15 protein-coding genes are annotated in these 22847 nt (G+C 72.8%); 9 read left to right on the forward strand and 6 right to left on the reverse strand.

The window, feature by feature from the left end:
- Window positions 1–66: 66 nt before the first annotated feature.
- The 3 genes from ACFYXC_RS30825 to ACFYXC_RS30835 form a co-directional block, all read right to left on the reverse strand.
- On the reverse strand, window positions 67–1614 hold the full coding sequence (locus ACFYXC_RS30825; RefSeq protein ID WP_389555298.1) for a DUF5719 family protein: 1548 nt from the start codon (window positions 1612–1614) through the stop codon (window positions 67–69).
- On the reverse strand, window positions 1611–5366 hold the full coding sequence (locus ACFYXC_RS30830) for a glycosyltransferase (protein ID WP_389555300.1): 3756 nt from the start codon (window positions 5364–5366) through the stop codon (window positions 1611–1613). The genes ACFYXC_RS30825 and ACFYXC_RS30830 overlap by 4 nt, the downstream gene beginning before the upstream one ends.
- 236 nt (window positions 5367–5602) lie before the next feature.
- Entirely contained in the window at window positions 5603–5866 is a 264-nt protein-coding gene (locus ACFYXC_RS30835) for a WhiB family transcriptional regulator (protein ID WP_053723761.1), read from the reverse strand.
- Between the two features lie 726 nt (window positions 5867–6592).
- Between ACFYXC_RS30835 and ACFYXC_RS30840 the strand changes: the two genes are divergently transcribed.
- The 4 genes from ACFYXC_RS30840 to ACFYXC_RS30855 all read left to right on the forward strand — a co-directional run bounded on the left by ACFYXC_RS30840 (window position 6593) and on the right by ACFYXC_RS30855 (window position 10565).
- Entirely contained in the window at window positions 6593–7090 is a 498-nt protein-coding gene (locus ACFYXC_RS30840) for a cysteine dioxygenase (protein WP_388920430.1), read from the forward strand.
- Between the two features lie 42 nt (window positions 7091–7132).
- On the forward strand, window positions 7133–8092 hold the full coding sequence (cofD, locus tag ACFYXC_RS30845; protein ID WP_389555302.1) for a 2-phospho-L-lactate transferase: 960 nt from the start codon (window positions 7133–7135) through the stop codon (window positions 8090–8092).
- Window positions 8089–9453: a coenzyme F420-0:L-glutamate ligase gene (locus ACFYXC_RS30850; RefSeq protein ID WP_389555304.1), complete on the forward strand. Its 1365-nt coding sequence runs from the start codon at window positions 8089–8091 to the stop codon at window positions 9451–9453. Before cofD ends, ACFYXC_RS30850 begins: the two co-directional genes overlap by 4 nt.
- Before the next feature lie 65 nt (window positions 9454–9518).
- Window positions 9519–10565 (forward strand): DNA-3-methyladenine glycosylase family protein, encoded by a 1047-nt coding sequence (locus ACFYXC_RS30855; protein WP_389555306.1) that lies wholly within the window; start codon window positions 9519–9521, stop codon window positions 10563–10565.
- Between the two features lie 107 nt (window positions 10566–10672).
- On the opposite strand, the gene ACFYXC_RS30860 is transcribed toward ACFYXC_RS30855, so the two are convergent.
- Both ACFYXC_RS30860 and ACFYXC_RS30865 read right to left on the reverse strand, forming a co-directional pair.
- A complete protein-coding gene (locus tag ACFYXC_RS30860) occupies window positions 10673–11755 on the reverse strand; it encodes a sugar phosphate nucleotidyltransferase (protein ID WP_389555308.1) in 1083 nt (360 codons plus the stop codon).
- A gap of 156 nt (window positions 11756–11911) precedes the next feature.
- A complete protein-coding gene (locus ACFYXC_RS30865) occupies window positions 11912–13579 on the reverse strand; it encodes an N-acetylmuramoyl-L-alanine amidase (RefSeq protein ID WP_389555309.1) in 1668 nt (555 codons plus the stop codon).
- Window positions 13580–13707: 128 nt separating this feature from the next.
- Between ACFYXC_RS30865 and ACFYXC_RS30870 the strand changes: the two genes are divergently transcribed.
- From ACFYXC_RS30870 to ACFYXC_RS30885, 4 genes are all read left to right on the forward strand, one after another.
- Window positions 13708–14463, forward strand: coding sequence for a TIGR03089 family protein (locus ACFYXC_RS30870; protein WP_389555310.1), 756 nt, complete (start codon window positions 13708–13710; stop codon window positions 14461–14463).
- A gap of 280 nt (window positions 14464–14743) precedes the next feature.
- Entirely contained in the window at window positions 14744–16027 is a 1284-nt protein-coding gene (locus ACFYXC_RS30875) for an LCP family protein (protein WP_389555312.1), read from the forward strand.
- 259 nt (window positions 16028–16286) lie between these two features.
- The gene (locus ACFYXC_RS30880; protein WP_389555314.1) at window positions 16287–18029 is read left to right on the forward strand and encodes an LCP family protein; all 1743 of its coding nucleotides are present in this window, start codon (window positions 16287–16289) and stop codon (window positions 18027–18029) included.
- Between the two features lie 78 nt (window positions 18030–18107).
- Window positions 18108–19856, forward strand: a complete 1749-nt coding sequence (locus ACFYXC_RS30885) for an LCP family protein (protein WP_389555316.1) — start codon at window positions 18108–18110, stop codon at window positions 19854–19856.
- Window positions 19857–19964: 108 nt separating this feature from the next.
- Here ACFYXC_RS30885 and ACFYXC_RS30890 read toward each other — a convergent pair whose 3' ends face one another.
- The gene (locus ACFYXC_RS30890) at window positions 19965–20993 is read right to left on the reverse strand and encodes a glycosyltransferase family 2 protein (protein WP_388920460.1); all 1029 of its coding nucleotides are present in this window, start codon (window positions 20991–20993) and stop codon (window positions 19965–19967) included.
- Between the two features lie 117 nt (window positions 20994–21110).
- On the opposite strand from ACFYXC_RS30890, the gene ACFYXC_RS30895 reads away from it, so the two are divergent.
- Entirely contained in the window at window positions 21111–22568 is a 1458-nt protein-coding gene (locus tag ACFYXC_RS30895) for an LCP family protein (RefSeq protein ID WP_389555318.1), read from the forward strand.
- Window positions 22569–22847 lie beyond the last annotated feature (279 nt).

A 22847-nucleotide genomic window follows, 5' to 3' on the forward strand; every position in this document is an offset into this window, starting at 1 on the left:
GGCGGCCGGGACCCGCCTCACCGGTACCGGACCGGCGGCATCCGTACCGGTACCGGTGAGGGCCGATCACTTCATCAGGATCGAGAGGTCCTGCTCCGCCTCCGGTACCTTCACCGTCCCCCGGTCGTCCGGGAGGGTCTGCACGGTGAACATCGGTACGCCGCCCTCGGCCGCCTCGATCATGCGCGCCGCGTGGACGGGGCCGCCGGACAGCCGCTCCACCGTGAGCGCGTAGGTGCCCTTGAGACCGCTGGGCACCGGCAGTTCCACGTTCTGCGTGGTGCCCGCCTTGACGGTGTACGACTTCGCGGCGGCCGTACCGCCGCCGCTGCCCGCGGAGGCCGTGACCCTGACCTTCGCGGCGCGGCCGGGGGCGACCAGGGAGAGCGTGGAGCCCTTGGACCGGTTGTCGGCGGCCGTCGCCCGCCCGCCCACCGCGGAGGTGGCCGGGATGAACGCCGTCTCCTGGCTGTCGCCCTTGCCGCGGACGACCCGCAGGGCGGCGACCACCGGGGTCGACCTCCCCGTCGGTGTCAGCATGAGGGAGCCCGCCTCGCCGCGCGTGATGTCACCGAGGTCGACGGCGGCCGTCATGCCGGCCTTGACGTGCAGCGTCTCGTGTCCGGCGGGGGTGATCGGACCGGTCGGCGAGGCGAGCCGCAGCTTCAGGTCGGCGTCGGCCTCACCCGGCGCGAAGGCGACCAGGCGGACGGAGGTGGCGTCCTTGGGGATGCCGGGCAGGACGAGGCTGCCCGCCGGAGCGGCGGAGGGTGCCAGCCAGTCGCCACCGAGCGTGTCGTCCACGGCCTCGACGGCGGCGGCCACCCGGCCGCTGCGGACCGTGACGTGCACGGTGAGGTCGGCCTGCGGCTCGTCGATGAGCGTCGACAGGAGCACCGCCTCGCTGGAGCGCGGCGGGATCTTGATGCCCTCCCCGACCGTGGACTTGAGGGTCCCGTCCTTGCCGTACAGCTCGACGTCGGCGACGGCGGCGGACTCGTCGGGGTTGGTCAGGTGCGCGTAGTCCGTGCGCTCCTTGGTGGTGCTGGCGCCCGGGAACCAGAAGTCCGTGTCCGGGGCCGAGCAGGCGGTGCCGAGCAGGCCGCGGCCGGCGCCCGCCTCGACCTCCGTGGTCTGCTGGACGGCCCAGCCGGGTGCGAACCTGCCCTCGGCCGTGCCGACCAGTGCGGGGGACTCCGCGCCGGACGCCTCGCCCGTCACCGGCTTCCCGGGCTCCTTGAGCGCCAGGACGGGCTTCTCCTTCTTGTCGTCCTTGTCGTCCGCCTTGTCGCCCTGCTCGCCGTCCTGCTCGTCCTGCCCGCCGCCGGACCCGTCGGACGTGTCGTCGGCCTGCTGCGCACCCGCGGCCACCAGTTGGGCCTTGCCGCCCGTGCCGGTGCCCTTGGTGACGGGCGTGAAAGACGTGTACGCGGTCTCCGCGAGGTCCGAGGTGCTGGGAGTGGGGCAGAGCAGGCTGGTGCGCTCCACGGGCAGTCGGGCGGCCGCCTTCGCCGTGGCCGGGCCCGGAACCTCCGGCTCGGACATCGAGGCGAATCCCGTGACGGCGGCGAGCGCGGTCACGCCGGCGATCAGGGACACGGTGCTGCGGTTCACTGCTGGCTCCCGTCGGGGCGCTCACTGTCGGTACCGTGCGGCGGCTGCTGTTGCTGTTGCTGTTGTTGCTGCTGCTGCTGCGCGGGGTCGTACTGCGGGTCGTAGCCCTGCCCGTACGTCTGCGACGGGTCGTACGCCGCGTTTCCCGGCTCGTACGCCGCGTACGGGTCGTAGTGGCCCGCCTGGTAGGGGTCTGCCTGGTACTGCTGTTGCTCGTAGGTGCCCGCCGGGTACTGCGGGGCGCCCTGGTACTGATCGCCGCCGTAGGTGCCGTACTCGGCGCCGTACGTCGTCGTGTCCCACTCGTCGTAGGTCTGCTGCTGCGGGACGGGGGCGGCAGCCGGTGGCGTCTGCGGAGGAGGCGGGGAGTGGGGCGGGAAGGCGTCGGCGTGCCCCGGCTGTTCCGGCTGGTCCTCCTGACCTGACCGCTCTGCCTGTTCGGCATCGGCCTGGGCGCGCAGGCGGCGGGCCCTGCGGCCCTCGCCGGACGCGGTCAGGACGGGCGCGACGGGCTCTTCGGGGAGGTCGTCGTCGACGTCGCGGCGCCGTCCCGGCAGCGCGAGCACCACGAGGACGACGGCGAGCGCGCCCTGCGCCCACAGCCAGCCGGTGTGGCTCACCGGTGCTTCGAAGGTGACGTCCAGGCGGCCCCCGGCGGCGGGCAGTTCGAAGCCCTGGGCCCAGCCGTCGACGGTGGTCCCGGTGAGCGGCTTCCCGTCCAGGGTGGCCGTCCAGCCCTCGTCGGCGGTGTCCGCCAGGCGCAGGACGCGGCCGTCGGCACCGGCGGGGATCCTGGTGTGCAGTTCGACGGGACCGGCGGCGATGGGCTGCGGGTCGCCGGAGCCGGGAACGATGGCCGCGCGCGCCACCTGCCGGTCGACGCGCCACAGGGCGCTGCCGTCCTGCTGGCTCAGCCGGCTCAGGCCCGGCGTGGCGTCCAGGACCCGGCCGACCTCGCGGGGCGCGCCGTCGCGCACCAGGACGTACCGCACGGCGAACCCGCCGAGCTGGTCGGCCTGGTCGGCGCCCGAGCCCGCCACGAGGTTCGCGACGACCTTGTCGAGGGGCTTGTTCTCGCCGCCGGCCGCGGCCAGTTCGGCGTCGCCGAGGCGGGCGCCGGAGCCGCGGACGAGGGTGTAGCCGACCTCGGCCGTCGAGTCGCTGTCGAGGACGAGCGTGCGGGCCTGGTCGCGGGTGCCGCTCTCCTCGGCGACGAACGCGGGCACCTGGACGGGATCGCGCCGTTCCAGCGGACCGTCCGCACCGCGGATCATCCAGCCGGCGGCGATGAGCAGGGGCCCGGCGGCCGAGGCGAAGGCGATGAGCACGGCGACCGGCTGGCGCCAGCCGAAGCTCTGCTCGGCCACGCGCGAGCGTGCCCCGTCGGCGCCGAGCGCGGCGGCGGCGAGGAAGGCGAGGCCGTAGACGAGGGTGGCGGGGCCGGCCCAGGTGGAGCCGTTCGACAGCGCGGCGAAGACCAGTGCCACCAGCGCGGCCGCCCAGGCGCTCCAGATGCCCAGCTGTCGCTCCGCGCGCAGCAGCGCGGCCACGGCGGCGCACACGATGCCGATGAGCATCAGCCCGCTGACCGTCCCGGGTCCGCCGGGGCTGGCGCCCAGCAGGTCGAGGGCGGAGGCCGCCCCCGAGTCGTACTCCATGCCGGCCTCCTGGAAGAAGCCGAACGGGAGCAGGGAGAGCGACCAGGGGGCGAGGACCAGCAGCGGGGTGCCGAGCTGGGCCAGGAGGCGCAGCCCGTAGGCGACGATGTCCCGCCGGCGCACGACCGCCGCCGCGAGGCCGAGGACCAGCGCGATGGGCCACACGATCGGCGTGAACGCGGTCGCGAGGGTCAGCAGGAGCGCGTACGCCCAGGTGGCCCGCCAGCTGCCGCGGCCCGACTCGGCGGCGAGGCCGCTCGCCGCGACGCCCGCGCGCGCGATGAGGGGCAGCAGGACGGCGAGCACGGCGGTGCCGATGCGGCCGCCGGCGAGCGCGCCGGTGGCGGCGGGCAGGAAGGCGTACGCGACGGACGCCCAGGCGCGCAGCAGGCGCGACTCGACGAGCGGCCGGGAGGCGAAGTAGGCGGCGAAGCCGGCCAGCGGTACCGAGCCCACCAGGAGGACGGTGACCGCGAGGCCGGTGGATCCGAACAGCACGCTCGCGAGCATGGCGACGAGCGCGAGATAGGGCGGCGCCGACTGTGTGCCGCCGGTGCCGACCGGGTGCCAGCCGTCCAGGTAGCGCGACCACAGTTCGGCGGAGTCCGCCGGGGCGGGCAGCAGCGCGCCGCCCGCCAGCGCACCGCCGCCGAGGAGTTCCCGGCAGGCGATGAGGGAGAAGAAGAGGAGCACCACGAAGACCATCGGCCCGGGCTTGCGGGCGACCCGCTTGAGGCGGGCGAACTGCTCGACCTGGAGGAAGTCGGCGTCGTCGCCGCCCGGTCCGGACTCGACCGCGCCGCCGTGGCGTCCTGCCGCGTTCAGTTCGGGGTCGGAGCGGCCCACGAGGTTGCCCGCGGCCTGTTCGACGGTGGCGCGGACCGTCGCTCCGGGGGGCGGGAACAGCGCGCGCAGTTCGTCCTTGTCGACCTGGGGGCTGCCTCGCCTGCGCCGGCCCGCGATGATGCGCTCGGGGCGGAGCAGGGTGCCGAGGAGCCCGCGGATCTCGTCGATGGCCTGGCCGGGGACCTTGCCGATGACGTACGCGACCGTGCGCACCAGCGTGCCGAGGACGAGCCGGACGACGACCCAGGGGAGCGCCGCGCTGCGGGTGTTGACGAGGAGGGTGTAGGCGGCGCCCGCCTTGTCGACCTTGTGGGGGGACGCGGAGGTGCGGCCCACGCAGTCGACGGTGCGGCGCTCGCGGGAGGACGCCTCGGCGTGCCGGACGACCGCCTCGGGGGCGACGAGGACGCGGTGGCCCGCGGACTGGGCGCGCCAGCACAGGTCGATGTCGTCGCGCATCAGGGGCAGGCGCCGGTCGAAGCCGCCCAGCTCCTCGTAGACGTCGCGGCGGATGAGCATGCCGGCGGTGGACACGGCGAGCACGGGCTGTACGTGGTCGTGCTGGCCCTGGTCCTGCTCGCGCCGGTCGAGGCCGGTCCAGCGGCGGCCGCTGTTGGCGATGGTGACGCCGACCTCGAGGAGCTGCCTGCGGTCGTACCAGCCACGGAGTTTGGGGCCGATGACCGCGACGTCCTTGCCGAGCTCCCGCTCGTTCTCCACGACGCGCAGCAGCTGGGCCAGGGCGTCCGGTTCCGGTGCGCAGTCGTCGTGCAGCAGCCACAGCCACTGCTCGGGCTCGCCGTGCGGCAGCTCCGGCATGTCGTACGCGTCGTCGCGCCAGGTGCGGGTCACGGGGTCCCAGCCGCTGGGGCGCTTCAGGTACGGAAGGTCGTCCGGGGTCAGCACCCCCGCGGTGCGGACGGCCTCCTCGACGGCCTGGCCGAAGCCGGTGCGCCGGGCGAGGTGCAGGACCCGGTCCGCGCCCAGGGCCTCGGTGACCAGCTGGGCGGAGTCGTCCGCGCTGCCGGTGTCGGCCGCCACCGCGTTCTGCACGGGGCGGTCCTGGCCGAGGAGCCCGGCGAGGGCGTCGGGCAGCCAGCGGGCACCGTCGTGCGAGACGAGCACGGCGGTGACCACGTGCCGCGGGAACTCGGGCGGGCGACCGGGGTCGGACGCTCCCCGGCCGGCCGGGTCGAACGCTGCGGAGGCAGTGTCGTAGTGACCTGCCGAATGGCTGTGCACGGACATCGAGGTACGGGCCCCGGTTCGCTGGACTGCGGTGGACGCCTGTGTCCTGGGAGGACCACGGGGCGTCTCGGACGGAGGCCCACACTAACGGCTGCACAACAGGGCGGCCCGCCGCCTGTGGATAACCCACCTGCGACGGGCCGTTCGTTACGTATCAGTAGGTATCGGTATACAGGGTTGTGCGCCCTTCGGCCGGAGCGCGGCCTGACGGCGAACGGGTCGCGATCGAGCCACGGTCAGACGGCGGCCTTCTTCAGCCGGCGCCGCTCGCGTTCGGACAGACCGCCCCAGATGCCGAAGCGCTCGTCGTTGGCGAGGGCGTATTCAAGGCATTCCGAGCGGACCTCACAGGCGAGGCAGACCTTCTTGGCCTCGCGGGTGGAGCCGCCCTTCTCGGGGAAGAAGGATTCGGGGTCGGTCTGCGCGCAGAGCGCCCGCTCCTGCCAGCCGAGTTCCTCTTCGGCCTCGTCGACCAGCAGTTCCTGAAACAGCTCGGTCATGTGTGCCCCTCGTCCGTCTCGCGTCCCCGTGATGCTGCCGTTACCGATTTCGGCTGAACGACACGAGTGAAATTACAAGTGCGCCGATCCAGGCCAGTCAAGCCGAGATCTGCTATTGGGCCCCTTATTCACTCTGCGGAACCAAGGCTATGCGGAAAGTGTTCAAATCGGGATAAACTCCGACAGCCGAAAACGACCCGGTGGACACCGACTCCGCACGGACTTGTACAGAGAAGGACGCCCGGGAGTTCGATCTCGTTCCGACACGGTCGACGAAGCGAACCGGATCACCTGGGGATCACGGGGATCACCCGGGGATCACGGGGTCGCGCCGAGGTTCGTGCGCCCGGTTGTGCGCCATGTGTCCCCACAACCCCGTGCACAAACCTTTCATCAGCGAGGTGGACCGGATGAGGTGAAAGATCGCCCACATGCCGGGACGTCAAGTTGACAGCGCGGGTGTGAACCGGTGTCCTGGTGGGCATGCTCGCGAACTCGGCACTCACCTCGACCCGCACCGCCGGGTCCCTCGGTGCTGTCCGGTCCCGCTGTAGCTGTTGCTGTCGCAGCTGTTGAGCTCACCGCGCTCCCGCTGCCGCCGAGTCCACTGAGGCCGGCCGCTGGTCCCCTTCCGCCCGCACCGGGGCACGCCCGCGATCCGGGCGGCCGGTACGTGACATCCCAGACCTCCAGCACTCTCATCCGCCGAGGAATCCACCGCACCCCATGAACAGCGACAGCGACCTCCAGATCGCCGGCGACATCCTCGAAGTACCGCACCTCCTCCAGCCGCCGCGCGAGCATCCGGCCACCGTGGCCGAGTTCGTCGGCCTCGCCCGTTCCCTCGCGGCCGACCGCACCCAGTGGGAGCACCTCGTCCGCTACGACGCCGTCTCCCGCTGGTACCACCGGCTGCGCACCGGGCCCGGCTACGAGGTGTGGCTGCTGTCCTGGGTTCCCGGGCAGGGCAGCGGGCTGCACGACCACGGCTCCTCCTCCGGCGTGCTCACCGTCCTGGAGGGAGCGCTGACGGAGCGCACCGAGCGGGGCACGCGCGCCCTGGGCGCGGGCGCTCAGCGGGTGTTCGCGCCCGGCTATGTGCACGAGGTCGTCAACGACTCGCTCGAACCCGCCACCAGCCTGCACGTGTACCACCCCGGCCTGACGGAGATGCCGATGCACGGCGCCCACGCGGCCCGGTGCTCGGTGGCCGAGCTGTCGTGACCGGCTGACACGATGTCGTAGCCGCCTGCGAGACTGCATGCCATGCGCATTGTGGTTCTGGCAGGCGGCATCGGCGGTGCCCGGTTCCTGCGTGGTCTCCAGCAGGCCGCGCCGGACGCGGACATCACCGTCATCGGCAACACCGGGGACGACATCCACCTCTTCGGGCTGAAGGTCTGCCCGGACCTCGACACGGTGATGTACACCCTCGGCGGCGGTATCAACGAGGAACAGGGCTGGGGGCGGGCCGACGAGACGTTCCACCTCAAGGAGGAGCTGACGGCGTACGGCGCCGGGCCCTCCTGGTTCGGTCTCGGCGACCGGGACTTCGCGACGCACATCGTGCGCACGCAGATGCTGACCGCGGGATATCCGCTCAGCGCCGTCACGGAGGCGCTGTGCGACCGGTGGAAGCCGGGCGTCCGGCTGATCCCCATGACCGACGACCGGGTCGAGACCCATGTCGCCGTGGAGGTGGACGGCGAGCGCAGGGCCGTCCACTTCCAGGAGTACTGGGTACGGCTGCGGGCCTCCGTGGACGCGCACGCCGTGGTGCCCGTCGGCGCCGAACAGGCCGAGCCGGCGCCCGGGGTGCTGGAGGCCATCGCCTCGGCGGACGTCATCCTCTTCCCGCCGTCCAACCCCGTCGTGTCCGTCGGCACGATCCTCTCCGTGCCCGGCATCCGGGAGGCCATCGCCGACGCCGGGGTCCCGGTGGTCGGCCTCTCCCCCATCGTCGGGGACGCGCCCGTGCGCGGCATGGCCGACAAGGTCCTCGCCGCGATCGGTGTCGAGTCCACCGCGGCGGCGGTCGCCGAGCACTACGGTTCGGGGCTCCTGGACGGCTGGCTCGTCGACACGGTGGACGCCGCGGTGGTGGACCGGGTCACCGGAGCGGGCATCCGGTGCCGTGCCGTCCCGCTGATGATGACCGACCTCGACGCGACGGCCGCGATGGCCCGCGAGGCCCTGACCCTGGCGGAGGAGGTGCGGGGCGCTTGAGCGACGAGACGTCCCCCGGCGGCGGGCCTGCCGGGGAGCTGCCGCCCGGCGCCTCCGGCTACCGCGTCTGGGCGCTGCCCGGCCTGCCCGAGGTGCGCCCGGGCGACGACCTCGCCAAGCTGATCGCCGGCGCCGGGCCGGATCTCCTGGACGGGGACGTGCTGCTGGTCACCTCGAAGATCGTGTCCAAGGCGGAGGGGCGCGTCGTCGAGGCGACGGACCGCGAGGCCGCCATCGACGCCGAGACCGTGCGGGTCGTGGCCCGGCGCGGACCGCTGCGCATCGTGGAGAACCGGCAGGGGCTCGTGATGGCAGCCGCCGGGGTCGACGCCTCGAACACACCCGCCGGGACCGTGCTGCTGCTGCCCGAGGACCCCGACGCCTCGGCGCGGTCGATCCGCGACGGCCTGCGGGACGCCCTCGGTGTCGAGGTCGGGGTCCTCGTCACCGACACGTTCGGGCGGCCCTGGCGGACCGGGCTCACCGACGTCGCGATCGGCGCCGCGGGCGTGCGCGTCCTCGACGACCTGCGGGGCGGCACGGACGCGCACGGGAACCCGCTCGGCGCCACCGTCGTCGCCACCGCCGACGAGCTCGCCGCCGCCGGGGACCTCGTCAAGGGCAAGGCCGCCGGACTGCCGGTCGCCGTGGTGCGCGGCCTGTCCCACGTGGTCGGCGCGGACGGCCCGGACGGGGACGCGGACGAAGGGACCCGGGGCATGGTCAGGGGTGCCCGCGACGACATGTTCCGGCTCGGCACCTCCGAGGCCGTACGGGAGGCCGTCACCCAGCGGCGTACGGTGCGGGCCTTCACCGACGAGCCCGTCGACCCGGGGGCCGTACGGCGGGCGGTGGCCGCGGCGGTCACCGCGCCGGCCCCGCACCACACGACGCCGTGGCGGTTCGTCCTCCTGGAGTCGGCCGCGTCGCGTACGCGGCTCCTCGACGCCATGCGGGACGCCTGGATCGCCGATCTGGAGCGGGACGGGAAGAGCGCGGAGTCCATCGCGAAGCGGGTGCGCCGCGGGGACGTGCTGCGCCGGGCCCCGTACCTCGTCGTGCCGTGTCTCGTCATGGACGGGTCCCATACCTACGGTGACGCCCGGCGGGACACGGCCGAGCGGGAGATGTTCGTCGTCGCCACCGGCGCCGGGGTGCAGAACTTCCTGGTCGCGCTGGCCGGGGAGCGGCTCGGGTCGGCGTGGGTGTCGTCGACGATGTTCTGCCGCGACGTCGTCCGGGAGGTGCTCGCGCTGCCGGCGGGCTGGGATCCCATGGGGGCCGTCGCCGTCGGGCACGCGGCGGAGGAGCCGAAGGTCCGGCCCGAGCGGGACGCGGGGGCCTTCATCGAGGTGCGGTGACCCGCGGTCCACCGCCTACCCTCATGCGTGTATCCCCGAGCGGCTTCTCCCGAAGGACCCCATCCGTGGCCGGACGCTTCGAACAGCGGCCCACCCGTACGACCGTGCGCGGCGGGTATGCCGGCGTGCCCGCGCCGCGGTCGGCGCCACGGCTCGGAGCCGGTGCCAGTGTTGGTGCCAGTGCCGGTGTCGGCGCGGGTGTGGGTGGGCGGACGCGGAGGTGGGTGCCGCCGTGGCCGCTCGATCTGCGGCTCGTGCTCGGGCCGTTGCGGCGGGGTCCCGCCGATCCCACCTTCCGGGCGACCGCCGACGGATCCGTGTGGCGGGCCAGCCTCACCCCTGTCGGGCCCGGGACCCTTCGGGTGTCCGCGCGCGGAGGTGTCGTGCACGGCGAGGCGTGGGGGCCGGGCGCGGAGTGGCTGCTCGACCGGCTTCCCCACCTGCTCGGGGAGGCGGACGACCCCGGGGCCTTCGAGCCCCGGCACCGGCTGGTGGCGATGACCCGGCACCGGCGCCCCGGGCTGCGGCTCACGCGTACCGGGCTCGTCCTGGAGTCGTTGATCCCGTCGATCCTGGAGCAGAAGGTCACGACCGACGAGGCGTACCGGGCCTGGCGGGCGCTCGTGCGGAAGTACGGTGTGCCCGCGCCCGGGCCCGTCGAGGGGCGCATGTTCGTCATGCCCGAGCCGCGGGTCTGGGCGCTGATCCCCTCGTGGGAGTGGCATCGGGCCGGGGTCGACGACAAGCGGGCGTCGACCGTCCTGCGGGTCGTGCGGGTGGCCCGGCGGATGGAGGAGGCCGTGGCGCTCGACCCGGTCGCCGCGCGGGCGCGACTGGAGGTGGTGTCCGGGGTGGGGCCGTGGACCTCGGCGGAGGTGGTGCAGCGCAGCCACGGGGCGGCGGACGAGGTGACCGTCGGGGATCTTCATCTGCCGGGGATCGTGGGGTATGCGCTGGCCGGGGACCGGGATGCCGACGACTCCGCCATGCTGGCGCTGTTGGAGCCGTACGCCGGGCAGCGGCACCGGGCTGCCCGGCTGATCCTGCTGAGCGGGCGGACGCCGGCTCGCAGGCATCCGAAGATGCCTCGCGGGGACATCGGGAGACTGTGAGCCGACGGGGCTCTCGCCCCCGCCGTCCCTGCCGGCCTGCCACCCCCACCACCCCTGCCGGCCCTGCCGGCCCTTTCGGCCCGCACCCGTGTCGACGGCGCTCGGTGCTACTGGTCCGACGAGAAGCGCAGTGCCGCCCGGGGTATGTGGGCGTCGCACCAGATGCGGGCGCCGTCCCGGAGTTCGTTGTCCGGGCCCACCGTCGCCCCGTCGCCCACGAACACGCCCGACAGGATCGAGCGGGCGCCCACGCGGGCCCGGGCGCCGATCAGGGAGTCGGTGACGACCGCGCCCGGTTCGACGACGGCGTCCGCAAGAATCGTGCTGCCGCGGACCCTGGCCCCCTCACCCACGGTCGCGCCGTCGCCGACGACCGTGCCGCCGGTCAGTTTGGCGTCGGAGGCGACCGCGGCCGTCGGCAGGACCAGGCTGTCGCCGCAGCGGCCCGGGACGGCCGGGGACGGCACCCGGCCGAGGACCAGGTCGGCGGAGCCGCGGACGAACGCCTGCGGGGTGCCCAGGTCCAGCCAGTACGTGGAGTCGACCATGCCCTGCAGGTGGGCCCCGGCGGCCAGCAGGTCCGGGAACGTCTCCCGTTCGACCGAAACGGGGCGGCCCACCGGGATCGAGTCGATGACCGACCGGCGGAAGACGTACGCGCCGGCGTTGATCTGGTCGGTGACGATCTCCTCGGGCGTCTGGGGCTTCTCCAGGAACGCCTGTACGCGGCCCGAGTCGTCGGTCGGCACCAGGCCGTACGCCCGTGGGTCCGTCACTCGTGTCAGGTGCAGCGAGACGTCCGCGCCCGAGGAGCCGTGGGTGGCGATCAGGGCCGGTATGTCCAGGCCGGTCAGGATGTCCCCGTTGAAGATCAGGACCGGGTCGTCGGGGGCGGATCTCAGCCGGGAGGCCACGTTGCGGATGGCGCCGCCGGTGCCGAGGGGTTCGTCCTCGGTGACGTACTCGATGTGCAGCCCCAGCGACGAGCCGTCCCCGAAGTGGGGCTCGAAGACCTCGGCCAGATAGGACGTGGCGAGCACCATGTGTTCGACTCCCGCCGCTCGCGCCCGTGCGAGCTGGTGCGTGAGGAACGGCACCCCGGCCGCCGGGACCATCGGCTTGGGCGTGTGCACCGTGAGGGGGCGCAGGCGCGTGCCCTTGCCGCCGACCAGGAGGATCGCTTCTGTCACCTGTCGTCTCTGCTTCCTGACGGGGCCGGCCGAACGGAGCTCGGCCGGCCGGTGTGTGCAGACCGTCTCGATGGCTGTGGGGCGCCTCTTGGAGGGGGGTCGTGGGGAGCCGGAGGACCCGGCGTGCCGGGCCGCACCGTTTCCGCCGACCGGACCTCATCGTCCCTGGTATCGGGCCGAAGCGGCCCGGGCCTTGCCGAGCTTCGCGTACAGCCGACGGCCCGGGCATTCGGTGGCGAATCCGTCCCGGTGACCGGAGATCACATTGAGTCGCACCTTCTTCCCTTTTCGGTACAGATTTCCGCCTCCGGACTTGAGGTAGGTCTTGCCGCGCGGGTTCGCGCCGTAGAGGCCGAGCTTCCATGCCGTGAGCCGGGCGATGCCCTTCACCGCGGCGGCGGGCGGGTTCGTGGCGCCGAAACTTCCGAGGACGGCGATCCCCATGCTGTTGCTGTTGAAACCGAGGGTGTGGGCGCCCATGACCGGCTTGGCCACGCCACCGGCCCGGCCCTCGTAGATGTTTCCGCACTTGTCGACGAGGAAGTTGTAGCCGATGTCACGCCAGCCGCTGCTCTTCACGTGGTAGCGGTAGATACTGCGGATGACTGAAGGGGCTTGCGCACAGCGGTAGTTGTTGCCCGAGGCGCTGTGGTGGACGAAGGCGGCCCGCACCGTCTTCGTGTAGCTGAAGTTCCGCTCGCGGAGCCCTTCGTCGGCTCGCCAGCCCCGGCGGGTGACGATGCGCGGCCGCGCGCCGATGTACGGTCTCGCGCGCTGCTCCGCGGTTCCGCCCGCCCCCTGCGCCACGTCTGCCATGCCCGCCGTGGCGGCCGCGTCCTCCCATGCGCCACGGCTCGCGAGCAGGTCGGCCCGGGTCTCCTGCCGGCTAAGGGCCGGGATCTCGGTGGCCCCCATCGGCGCGAGATCGGCGTTGACGGCGGAGGAGGCCGCCGCCTCGGCGCTCAGGAAATTGCCGCGGGCGGCGTCCAGTTCCGGGCCCTGGGGCGGGGGCTCGGCGCCGGGGTCGACCAGTTCGACGCGCAGGCCCGCGGGGAGGGGCTCGGCCGCGGCCCTTCCGTCGGCACCGGAACGGTTGTCCGCCTCCGACTGGACGCGGACCTCCACCCCGTCCGAGTCCCCCACCCACAGGGGGGCCGTGGAACCCCGTACGCGGCCGGAGGTGCGCTCCGCGGTGTCCGGGTCCGCCGCGTGCTCGTGGTTGTGGGTGTCCACGTCCTGCCAGACGGACCACTTCGTGGTGCCGGTGGCGCGGGTGCGGACCTGGACCCGGCCGCGGAGTTCGCTGTCCGGGTCGTCCCAGACGACGCCCACGAGGGAGAAGGGCCGCACGTCCCGCGGGGCGAGGCCCTGGGCCGGGGCGGACGCGGGGGGCAGGGTGCGGTCGTTGGAGGGAGGGGGTTCGGCGGGGGTGGTGCGGGGGGCTTCGGGGGTGTCGGGCGTGAGGGGCGTGAGCGGGAGGGACTGGGTGCTGCCGGGGACGGCCCGGCCGGACCGGGTCGCCGTGGAGGGCGCGGCCGCGGTGGCCGGCGCCGACCAGGGGGGTGCGGGTCGGGCCCGTGCCGTGAGTTCGGATGCCGGGCCGTGTGCCGGACCATGTGCCGGGCCGTGGGCCCGGCTGGGTGCGGAGCCGTGAGCCCGGCTCGGTGCCGGTGCGTCCGCGTGGGGCCGCTCGGTGACCGCTCTGCCGGTGGTCGTTCTCCCGTCCACCGGGGGCGTGGCCGCGGCGGCCGAGGACAGCGCCAGCGGAAGGGCCAGGGCGGCCGCACAGGTGACGGCGATCGAGGAAGCAAGGTGTCCGCGCATGCCCCTGATCCTGGACATAGTAAGACTTATCTGTCCATCCAGGATGTGACGGGTCGTCGGTCCCGCTCGGCCGAACCGGTGGCCCTCGCTCCCCCGCCCCGGCGGCTGCCCGCGTACGCTTGCGTCCCGTGAACGCCACCGACCGCACCCCTGCCGACCTGCTGCGATCCGCGCTCGCCGCGGATCCCGCGCGCCCCCTGGTGACCTTCTACGACGATGCCACCGGCGAACGTGTCGAACTGTCCGTCGCCACCTTCGCCAATTGGGTGGCCAAGACCGCCAATCTGCTCCAGGGCGAGATGGGCGCCGAGCCCGGTGAGCGGGTGGCGTTGCTGCTGCCCGCGCACTGGCAGACGGCCGTCTGGCTGCTCGCGTGTTCCTCGACGGGTGTCGTGGCCGAGCTCGGGGGCGACGCCGGGAGCGCCGATCATGTCGTCGCCGGGCCGGGGCGGTTCGAGGACGGGCTCGCCTGTTCCGGGGAGCGGGTGGCGTTGTCGCTCGCGCCGCTCGGGCGCCGCTTCGCGCAGCCACCGGGCGGGTACGCCGACTACGCCGTCGAGGTTCCCGGACAGGGGGACGTCTTCCGGCCGTACGGGCCGGTGGATCCGGAGGCTCCCGCCCTCCTGGTCGCGGGGGCGGAGCTGAGCGGGGCGGAGGTCGTCGAGCGGGCCCGGGCGGACGCGGGGCGGCTGGACCTGGTGGGACCGGGGGCGCGGCTGCTGTCCGCGCTGTCCTACGACACGTGGGACGGGGTGAGCGCGGGGCTCTACGCTCCGCTCGCCTCCGGTGGGTCCGTGGTGTTGTGCCGCAACCTCGATCAGCTCGGGGAGGAGGCGCTGGCCAAGCGTGTCGAGAGTGAGCGGGTCACGTCCACGGCCCGCTGAGGCGTTTCTCGCCCCCGCCGCCCCTACCCGATCCCGTCACCACCTCAGGGGCTACGCCCCCGAACCCCCATTGCGCAGTTCCCCGCGCCCCTAGGCCCTCCAGGGGCGCGAGGAACTGCGCGACCAGCCCCCGCCGGACCCGCGGACAAAGGCTGGGGCACAGCCCCGTCCGGGCCGGAGCCGGCGGCAGCGTCGCCCGTTCGGACCCTCCCCCGGGGACGGGCGGGGTCCGGACCGGCATGGTCGTAGGGGCAGGGTCGGGCGGCAGGAGGGGCGGAGAGTGGCGAGCGGCACCGGAGGGACACGCGGGCCCGGGGCGGACGTGCCCCCCACCGGCCCCGGTACCGCCCGGCGCCGCAGACGCTGGCTGCGGTGCACGGCGATCGCCGCCGCCCTGGCCCTCGCGGGCGCTGCGGGAGTCGGCTGGGCGGTCTACGAGAAGCTGGACGCCAACATCACGTCGGACGACGGCACGGCCGCCGAACTCGCCCGGTACGAGAAGGAACGCCCCACCGCCCTGGTCCGCGACGCGCAGAACATCCTGCTGATCGGTTCGGACTCGCGGTCCGGGGACGGCAACCGCAAGTACGGCAGGGACTCCGGCACCGAACGCTCCGACACCGCGATCCTGCTGCACCTCGCGGCGAACCGGCGCAGCGCCACCGCCGTCTCGCTGCCGCGCGACCTGATGGTGGACATACCGAGCTGCCGGGGACCGGACGGCACCCGCACCCGGCCCGTGTTCTCGTTGTTCAACTACGCCTTCCAGAGCGGCGGCCCGGCCTGCACGATCCGTACGGTGGAGAGGCTCACCGGGGTTCGTGTCGACCATCACGTGGTGGTGGACTTCCACGGGTTCAAGGACATGGTCGACGCCGTCGACGGCGTCGAGGTGTGCCTGACGGAACCGATCGACGACCCCGCGGCCAGACTGCGGCTGCCCGCGGGCAAGGTGAAGCTCGACGGCGAGCAGGCCCTCGGTTACGTGCGCGCCCGCAAGACGATCGGCGACGGCAGCGACACCGAGCGGATGGACCGCCAACAGCAGTTCCTGGCCGCGCTCGTCAACAAGGTGCGCAGCAATGACGTACTGCTGAATCCGGCGAAGCTCTATCCCGTGCTGGACGCGGCGACGTCCGCGCTCACCACCGACCCCGGACTGGCGAACCTGCGGGGGTTGTACGACCTGGTGCGCGGCATGCGCGACATCCCCACGGAACGGGTGCAATTCCTCACCGTGCCGCGGGAGGCGTACGCGCACGACCCCAATCGCGACCAGCTCGTGGAACCCGCGGCGGAGAAGCTTTTCGAACGGCTGCGCACGGACGCCCCCTTGGAGGTCACCAAGGAAGTTCCGGCGGATTCCGGCGCGGGGAGGCGCGCCACCGAGCCGGCCGACGACCGGGACCGGCACGGATATTCGTACGACTTCGAGCGCTATCGGCCCGGCGCGGATGCCGGAGACGGCAAATCGGAAGGAAAGCGGCCCGACGGCCCCTCCTCGACGGTCAGCCCCGCGCCGACTTTCCGGGGCAACACGGCGGCCGAGGACGCGTGCGGTTGACGCCCGGACGGGCCGCTGGGTAAAGGGCACACCAAGAGAGAGAACGCGCGTTCAAGGAATTGGGCGTATTGCCCGCTTGTAGGGGCGTGCAATATGTCACCGTCGTCGCTCGGCGCCGAACGGGGCGGATAGTGTGAGCGGTCCGGTGCACCCGGCCGCGAGCTCTGTCCCGCGGGTCGCGCACTGGTTGGACCGACTGACCGAGCGCCTTTTGAGGGGGAAAGGCGCCGCGTGGCCCCGACGGAGGACTCAAGCAACCGTGGACGCGCAAGGCCGTGGGCGGGCGGACGATATCGACCCCGCAGACCAGTGGGTACTCAACCCGGACACCGGCGACTACGAACTGCGACTGCAGGCTTCCGCACCGCAGTCGGCGGTCCCAGGTCCCCGCTCCCGCAGATCGGCGGGCGCCGCCGCGCCACCGCGCGGGCGCACCGCCCCCGGGCGGGACCGGAAGAGGGCACCCGAGGAGGCGCCCGGCCCCGGCGTGCCCGGACCGCGCAGACGGCGTGCGCCGCAGGAGCCGCCGCCGGGCCGCCGCAAGGGCCGGCCCAAGCAGTCGAGGACCCGGAAGATACTGCTCTGGACGGGCGGCACGATGGCCTTCCTGCTCGTCGGGACGAGTACCGCCGGGTACCTCTACTGGAAGCACCTAAACGGCAACATCACGTCTGTCTCCGACGACGGCGCGGGCACCGGTGGCTTCAGCAAGGACCGGGCGATCAACGTCCTGCTGGTCGGCACGGACAAGCGCACCGGTGACGGGAACTCCGGCTACGGCGACTCGGACAGCCCCGGGCACGCCGACACCACGGTCCTGCTGCACGTCTCCAAGGACCGTACGAACGCCACCGCGATGAGCATTCCGCGCGACCTGATCACCGACATCCCGGACTGCCCGACGACCCAGGAGGACGGCTCCACCAAGGTCATCCCGGGCACGCTGAGCACCCGCTTCAACAACAGCCTGGGCCAGGAGGGCCGCACGCCGAGCTGCACGATGCGGACCGTCACCGCGCTGACCGGCATCAAGATGGACCACTTCATGATCGCCGACTTCAACGCGGTCAAGACGCTGACCACGGCGGTCGACGGCGTCGACATCTGTCTCGCCAAGGACATCGACGACCCGGACTCCAAGCTCAAGCTGGCCAAGGGCGAGCACACCATCCAGGGCGAGGAGGCGCTCGCCTTCGTCCGTACCCGCCACTCGGTGGGCTTCGGCGGCGACCTCAGCCGGATCGAGATCCAGCAGCAGTTCCTCAGTTCCCTGATGCGCAAGCTGAAGTCGAACGACACGCTCACCAGCCCGACCAAGCTCCTGAAGCTGGCGGAGGCCGGCACCAAGGCACTGACCGTCGACTCGAAGATCAGCAGCATCACCAAGCTGCGCGACCTGGGCATGGAGCTGGGCAAGTTCGACACCAAGAACCTGTCCTTCACCACCGTGCCGGTGGTGGACAACCCCTCCGAGCAGGTCAAGGCCACGGTGGTCCTCCAGGAGGCGAAGGCGAAGGCGATGTTCGCCCTGATCAAGGACGACGTCTCGCTCACCGCGGTCAAGAAGCAGGAGAAGAAGGAGAAGGCCGCCGAGGCCGCCCGGCTCAAGGGCAGCAAGGCCGACCCCTCCGAGGTCCGCGTCCGGGTCCTCAACGGCGGCGCGGTCGCCGGTTCCGCGCAGGAGACCCTCAACTGGCTGCAGCTGGAGGAGGGCATCACCAAGTCCGAGAACGCGGGCAACTCCGGGGGGACGCTGAAGAAGACAACTGTCGAGTACGCTCCCGACCAGGCCGATCAGGCACGCACGCTCGCCGGGCTCATGGGTCTGTCCGGCTCGGCCATGAAACCGGGCAAGAGCGTGACCAACTCCCAGGGTCTGCCCGCGATCACGCTGACCCTGGGTGAGGACTTCAAGGGGGCCGGGGTCTCTCTGACCACTCCGTCGAAGGCGCCGGAGGACGTCGAGAAGTCCACGGCGGACAAGGTCGAGTGCGCCAAGTAGTGACCTAACAGGTCCGTCCTACGTCTCACAGGACGTAGGACGGACCTGTGTCAGGCGCAGGGTGGGGAGGCAGGGGACATGGCGCAGAGCAGTGTGCGTGGGGAGGGGGCTCGCCCACGTGCCGCGCGTGCGGGGGAAGGCAGCCGCGGCGACGGCTCCTCGCAGGCCGGGGAACGCGGCGGGAACGGCGGTTCGGGGGTCCGGACCGCGCCGCGTCGCAGCGCGGCCGACGACGGCGGCGGCGGCGAGGGACCGGACGGCGGCAGACGCCCCGTACGGCCGGGCGGCCGACCCCGGCGCATACTCCGGTGGTCCGCGCTGATCCTGTCGGTGCTGATACTCGGGACGGCCGGCGCCGGCTACCTCTACTACCGCCACCTCAACGGGAACATAGCCAAGGGCACACGTAACAGCGGCGAGTCGGGCGTCGAGAAGGCCGGGCCCAACTCGGACGGCCAGACACCGCTGAACATCCTGCTGATCGGCTCCGACAGCCGCAACTCGGACGAGAACGTCGAACTCGGCGGCAGCAAGGACCAGCGGGGCAGCAAACCCCTGGCCGACGTGCAGATGCTGGTGCACGTCTCCGCGGACCGCCGCAGCGCGTCCGTCGTGAGCATCCCGCGGGACACCCGGGTGACCATCCCCAGGTGCGAGGACCCCGAGACCGGCGAGACGTACCCGGAGACCAACGGCATCATCAACATGTCGTTGCAGCGCGGTGGCGCCGGCTGCACGCTGGCCACCTGGCAGAACCTCACGGGTGTCTACATCGACCACTGGATGATGGTCGACTTCGGCGGCGTGGTGAAGATGGCGGACGCCGTCGGCGGTGTCGAGGTCTGTGTGCGGCAGAACGTGTGGGACCGCCCGCTGCCGGGTGTGCCCGGCGGCTCCGGTCTGAAGCTGAAGGCCGGCAGCAAGAAGATCAAGGGCAAGCAGGCCCTGCAGTGGCTGCGCACCCGGCACGCCTTCGAGAGCGACCTCGGCCGGGCCAAGGCCCAGCACATGTACATGAACTCGATGATCCGCACGCTGAAGAGCCAGAACGCCTTCACGGACAGCGGACGGCTGATGGGTCTGGCCGAGGCTGCCACCGAGTCGCTCGAGGTCTCCGAGGAGATCGGTACGGTCAAGAAGCTGTACGACCTCGGGATGAAGCTCAAGACCGTGCCCACGGAGCGGTTCACGATGACGACCATGCCCACGGTGCCGGACCCGCAGAACGGCAACCACCTGATCCCCAGGCCCACGGACGCGGACAAGCTGTGGTCGATGGTCCGCGACGACGTCTCCTTCGACAAGGGCGGCGAGAGCGACAAGGACGGCAAGGGCGGCGACGGCAAGGGCAGTTCGGCGTCCGAGGGTCCTGAGGCGACGGGCACCGGGCCCGCGGCGGCTCCCGCGGAGGGGCTGGCGGTCACGGTGGTCAACGGCACAGCCGGTGAGGACAGTACGCAGGCGCCGGTCGGCAACCGCGCCTCGGAGATCGCGGGGGCCCTGCAGGGCAAGGGGTTCGCCAAGGCCGTCGCGAGCGCGCAGCCCGGTCCCAGCTCGCGGACGCAGGTGACGTATCCGAAGGGTTCGGGGGCGCAGGGCCGGGCGAACGCCCTCTCCGTGGCCAGGGCCGTCGGGGTGCCGAGCGGCCAGGTGCGCGCCACCGCGGACGTCGTCACGACGACGCTGACCATCGGCAGCGACTGGCGGGAGGGCACGGCCTACCCGAAGCAGTCCACTCCGCGGGCCGGTGACCTGCCCGAGAGCGCGGACGCCCTCAACGGCGCGCAGAAGGGCTGCATGCCCGTGTACGCGCCGTACCGGTACTGAGGCTCTGCCGGCGCGCCAGAGGGGGGCGGGAGGGGCCGGGAGGGGCCAGGACCGCTGTCACCGCACCGGCGGTGACAGCGGTGGTGCAGCCGTGCGTGACGGCCGTGGTCAGGTCTCGCTCGGTACCGCCGGCCTGCGGGACGCGATGACCTTCCTGGCCAGTGCCTTCGGGCTGGTCAGGAAGCCCCAGCCCCACGACATGTGCATGGTGGCGAGGGCCACCGGGATCCGCAGCCGTGCCCTGAGGGGCAGGCCCTTGCCCGCGGGCAGCGAACCCACCGCGATGGCGGCGAGGTAGCCGCCGGGGACCAGGAAGCCCCACGGGGTGACCGCCGCGCCCACCACGAGACCGGCGGCGATCGCGCAGACCGCCGTCGGCGGGGCCAGGTAGCGCAGGTTGATGGATCCCTCGTGGTAACGCGCGACGACATGGCGCCAACGGCCGTAGTCCTTGTACTGCTTGGCCAGGGCCTGTATCGAGGGACGCGGCCGGTACGAGACCCGCAGCTCGGGCGAGAACCAGATGAGGCCCCCCGCCTCCCTGATCCGGAAGTTCAGCTCCCAGTCCTGGGCGCGGATGAACTCCTCGTTGTAGCCGCCCTGTTGCTCCAGCGCCGCGCGGCGGAAGACACCGAGGTAGACCGTCTCCGCCGGGCCCGCCTGGCCGCCCGTGTGGAAGGCCGCGTTGCCCACGCCGATCTTCGACGTCATGGCCGCGGCGACCGCGTGCTCCCAGTCGTTCTCGCCCTCGGCGTGCATGACACCGCCGACGTTCTGCGCGCCGGTCTCCTCCAGGAGGCGCACGGCGGTCGCGATGTAGTTCGGCGAGAGCATGCCGTGGCCGTCGACCCGTACGACGACGGGGTGGCGGGACGCCTTGATCGCCGCGTTCAGAGCGGCGGGGGTGCGGCCGGTCGGATTCGGGACCGTGTGTACCCGGGGGTCCTCCGCGACGAGTCGGGCGGCGATCTCGTCCGTACGGTCCGTGGAGGGACCGATGGCGATCACGACCTCCATCTCGCCCGCGTACTCCTGGGCGAGGATCGCTTGGACGGCTCCGCGCAGATGCCGTTCCTCGTTGAGGACGGGCATGATCACGGATACGGCGGGAAGCTGCACGGCGGGCTTGGCGTTCATCGCGGGTACGTTACCGCGAACGGGGGACACGGAGGCGCGCCGCCCGGCCTCCGCACCGGTCAGCAGATCGTATGGGCCTACGGTGCTCACGGACCCCCACACCCGGCCGACGCGGAGGTGTCCGCCTTGCCCACCCCGCCCCCCTCCCCCGCCCCGCCCCGGAGCCGGCGCCCGTGGCTGCCGTGCCTGCGACGCGGCCGGCAGCGCTGGACCACGCGGGCGGCGACCGCGGTGTCCGTGGCGGTACTCGCGGCGGGCGGCGCAGGACACGCGGTGGTCACCGGTCTCGACTCCGACATCGACCGGATCGACCCCTTCAAGGACATGAAGAACCGGCCCGCGCGGGGCGACGGCACGAACGTGCTGCTGGTCGGCACCGACGGGCGGGACCGGATCTCGGCGGAGGAGAAGGAGAAGTACAAGCTCGGCGGTGAGCCCTGCCACTGCACGGACACGGTCATGATCGTGCACCTGTCCGAGGACCGGCGGCGGGCCAGCGTGGTGAGCCTGCCGCGCGACTCGTACGCCGAGACGCCCGCGCACACCGACCGGAACACCGGCGAGCGGCACCGGGCCCACCCGGTCAAGCTGAACGCCGCGTACGCGGAGGGCGGGCCGCGGCTGACCGTGCGCACCGTGGAGAACATGACGCACGTGAAGATCGACCATTATCTGGAGGTCGACTTCACGAGTTTCATGAAGACCGTGGACGTGCTCGGCGGGGTGCGGATCTGTACGGCCCGGCCGTTGAAGGACCCGGTCACCGGGCTCGACCTGGTGGCGGGGAGCCACGAGCTGAACGGCGGGCAGGCCCTGCAGTACGTGCGCTCGCGGCACCTCGACGGGGCGGCGGACCTCGGCCGGGTGCAGCGCCAGCAGCGGTTCATGGCGGCGCTGATCGCCCGTGCGACGTCGTCCGGGGTGCTGCTCAACCCGGTCAGGTTCCGTGACGTGACCCGGGCGGCGCTCGGTTCGGTGCGCGCGGACAAGGGGTTCGGGGCGGACGAACTGATCGCTCTGGGGCGGGCGATGCGGAGCTTCTCGCCGTCCTCCTCGGAGTTCACGACGGTCCCGATCGGGGACATGGCGTACGCCGTGAAGGGCGTCGGCTCGACCCTGAAATGGGACGAGGACAAGGCGGGGCGGCTGTTCAGGACCCTGCGCGACGACAAGCCGCTCGCTCCGCACCGGGTCCGCGCCGAGGTGCTGCGCGTGGAGGTCGCTCCGCAGCAGATCCAGGTCCAGGTCGAGAACGGGACCATGACGGCCGGGCTGGGGCGCCAGGTCGATCGCGGGCTGGCGGCCGCCGGGTTCCGTACGACGCGGGTCCCGGTGAACGGGCAGGACCGTTCCCTGCGGCGGACGGTCGTCCGGTACGACCCGCGCTGGGACCGCTCGGCGGAGTCCCTCGCGGGGGCCCTGCCGGGCAGCGAACTGCGGGCCGTGCCGGGGCAGGGGCCCGTGATGAGGGTGGTCGTGGGAGCGGACTACAAGGGGGTCCGGAAGGTGCGGGCGGACGACCCGACGCGCGGGGAGTTCTCGACGGTGACGGGCGACCAGGTGGTCTGCCCGTAGCCCATCCACCACCCGCCCGCCCGACGAACACCGTCTGCGGCCCGGTGGGGGTGACCCGCGCAGTTCCCCGCGCCCCTGACGGGGCGCCCCGCCCGGGCCACGAGGAACAGCGCGACCACGGCCCCGCAAGGGGCGCGGGGAACTGCGCGACCAGCCACGACGAACCCGCAGGCGCAGACGTCCCCACAAGGGGCGCGGGGAACTGCGCGATCGGCCACCACGGACCCGCAGAGACACGACGGCGGCTCGGGGGCGCCAGCGAAGCGCGGGGCGGGGCGG

Source organism: Streptomyces sp. NPDC002701 (genome assembly GCF_042889045.1).
GTDB lineage: Bacteria > Actinomycetota > Actinomycetes > Streptomycetales > Streptomycetaceae > Streptomyces.

Excerpts from the sequence above, each read along its gene's own strand:
- ACFYXC_RS30890 (WP_388920460.1), bottom strand. The coding sequence starts at position 20,993 with ATGAACGCCAAGCCCGCCGTGCAGCTTCCCGCCGTATCCGTGATCATG.
- cofD (WP_389555302.1), top strand. The coding sequence starts at position 7,133 with ATGCGCATTGTGGTTCTGGCAGGCGGCATCGGCGGTGCCCGGTTCCTG.
- ACFYXC_RS30865 (WP_389555309.1), bottom strand. The coding sequence starts at position 13,579 with ATGCGCGGACACCTTGCTTCCTCGATCGCCGTCACCTGTGCGGCCGCC.
- ACFYXC_RS30835 (WP_053723761.1), bottom strand. The coding sequence starts at position 5,866 with ATGACCGAGCTGTTTCAGGAACTGCTGGTCGACGAGGCCGAAGAGGAA.
- ACFYXC_RS30885 (WP_389555316.1), top strand. The coding sequence starts at position 18,108 with ATGGCGCAGAGCAGTGTGCGTGGGGAGGGGGCTCGCCCACGTGCCGCG.
- ACFYXC_RS30840 (WP_388920430.1), top strand. The coding sequence starts at position 6,593 with ATGAACAGCGACAGCGACCTCCAGATCGCCGGCGACATCCTCGAAGTA.
- ACFYXC_RS30830 (WP_389555300.1), bottom strand. The coding sequence starts at position 5,366 with ATGTCCGTGCACAGCCATTCGGCAGGTCACTACGACACTGCCTCCGCA.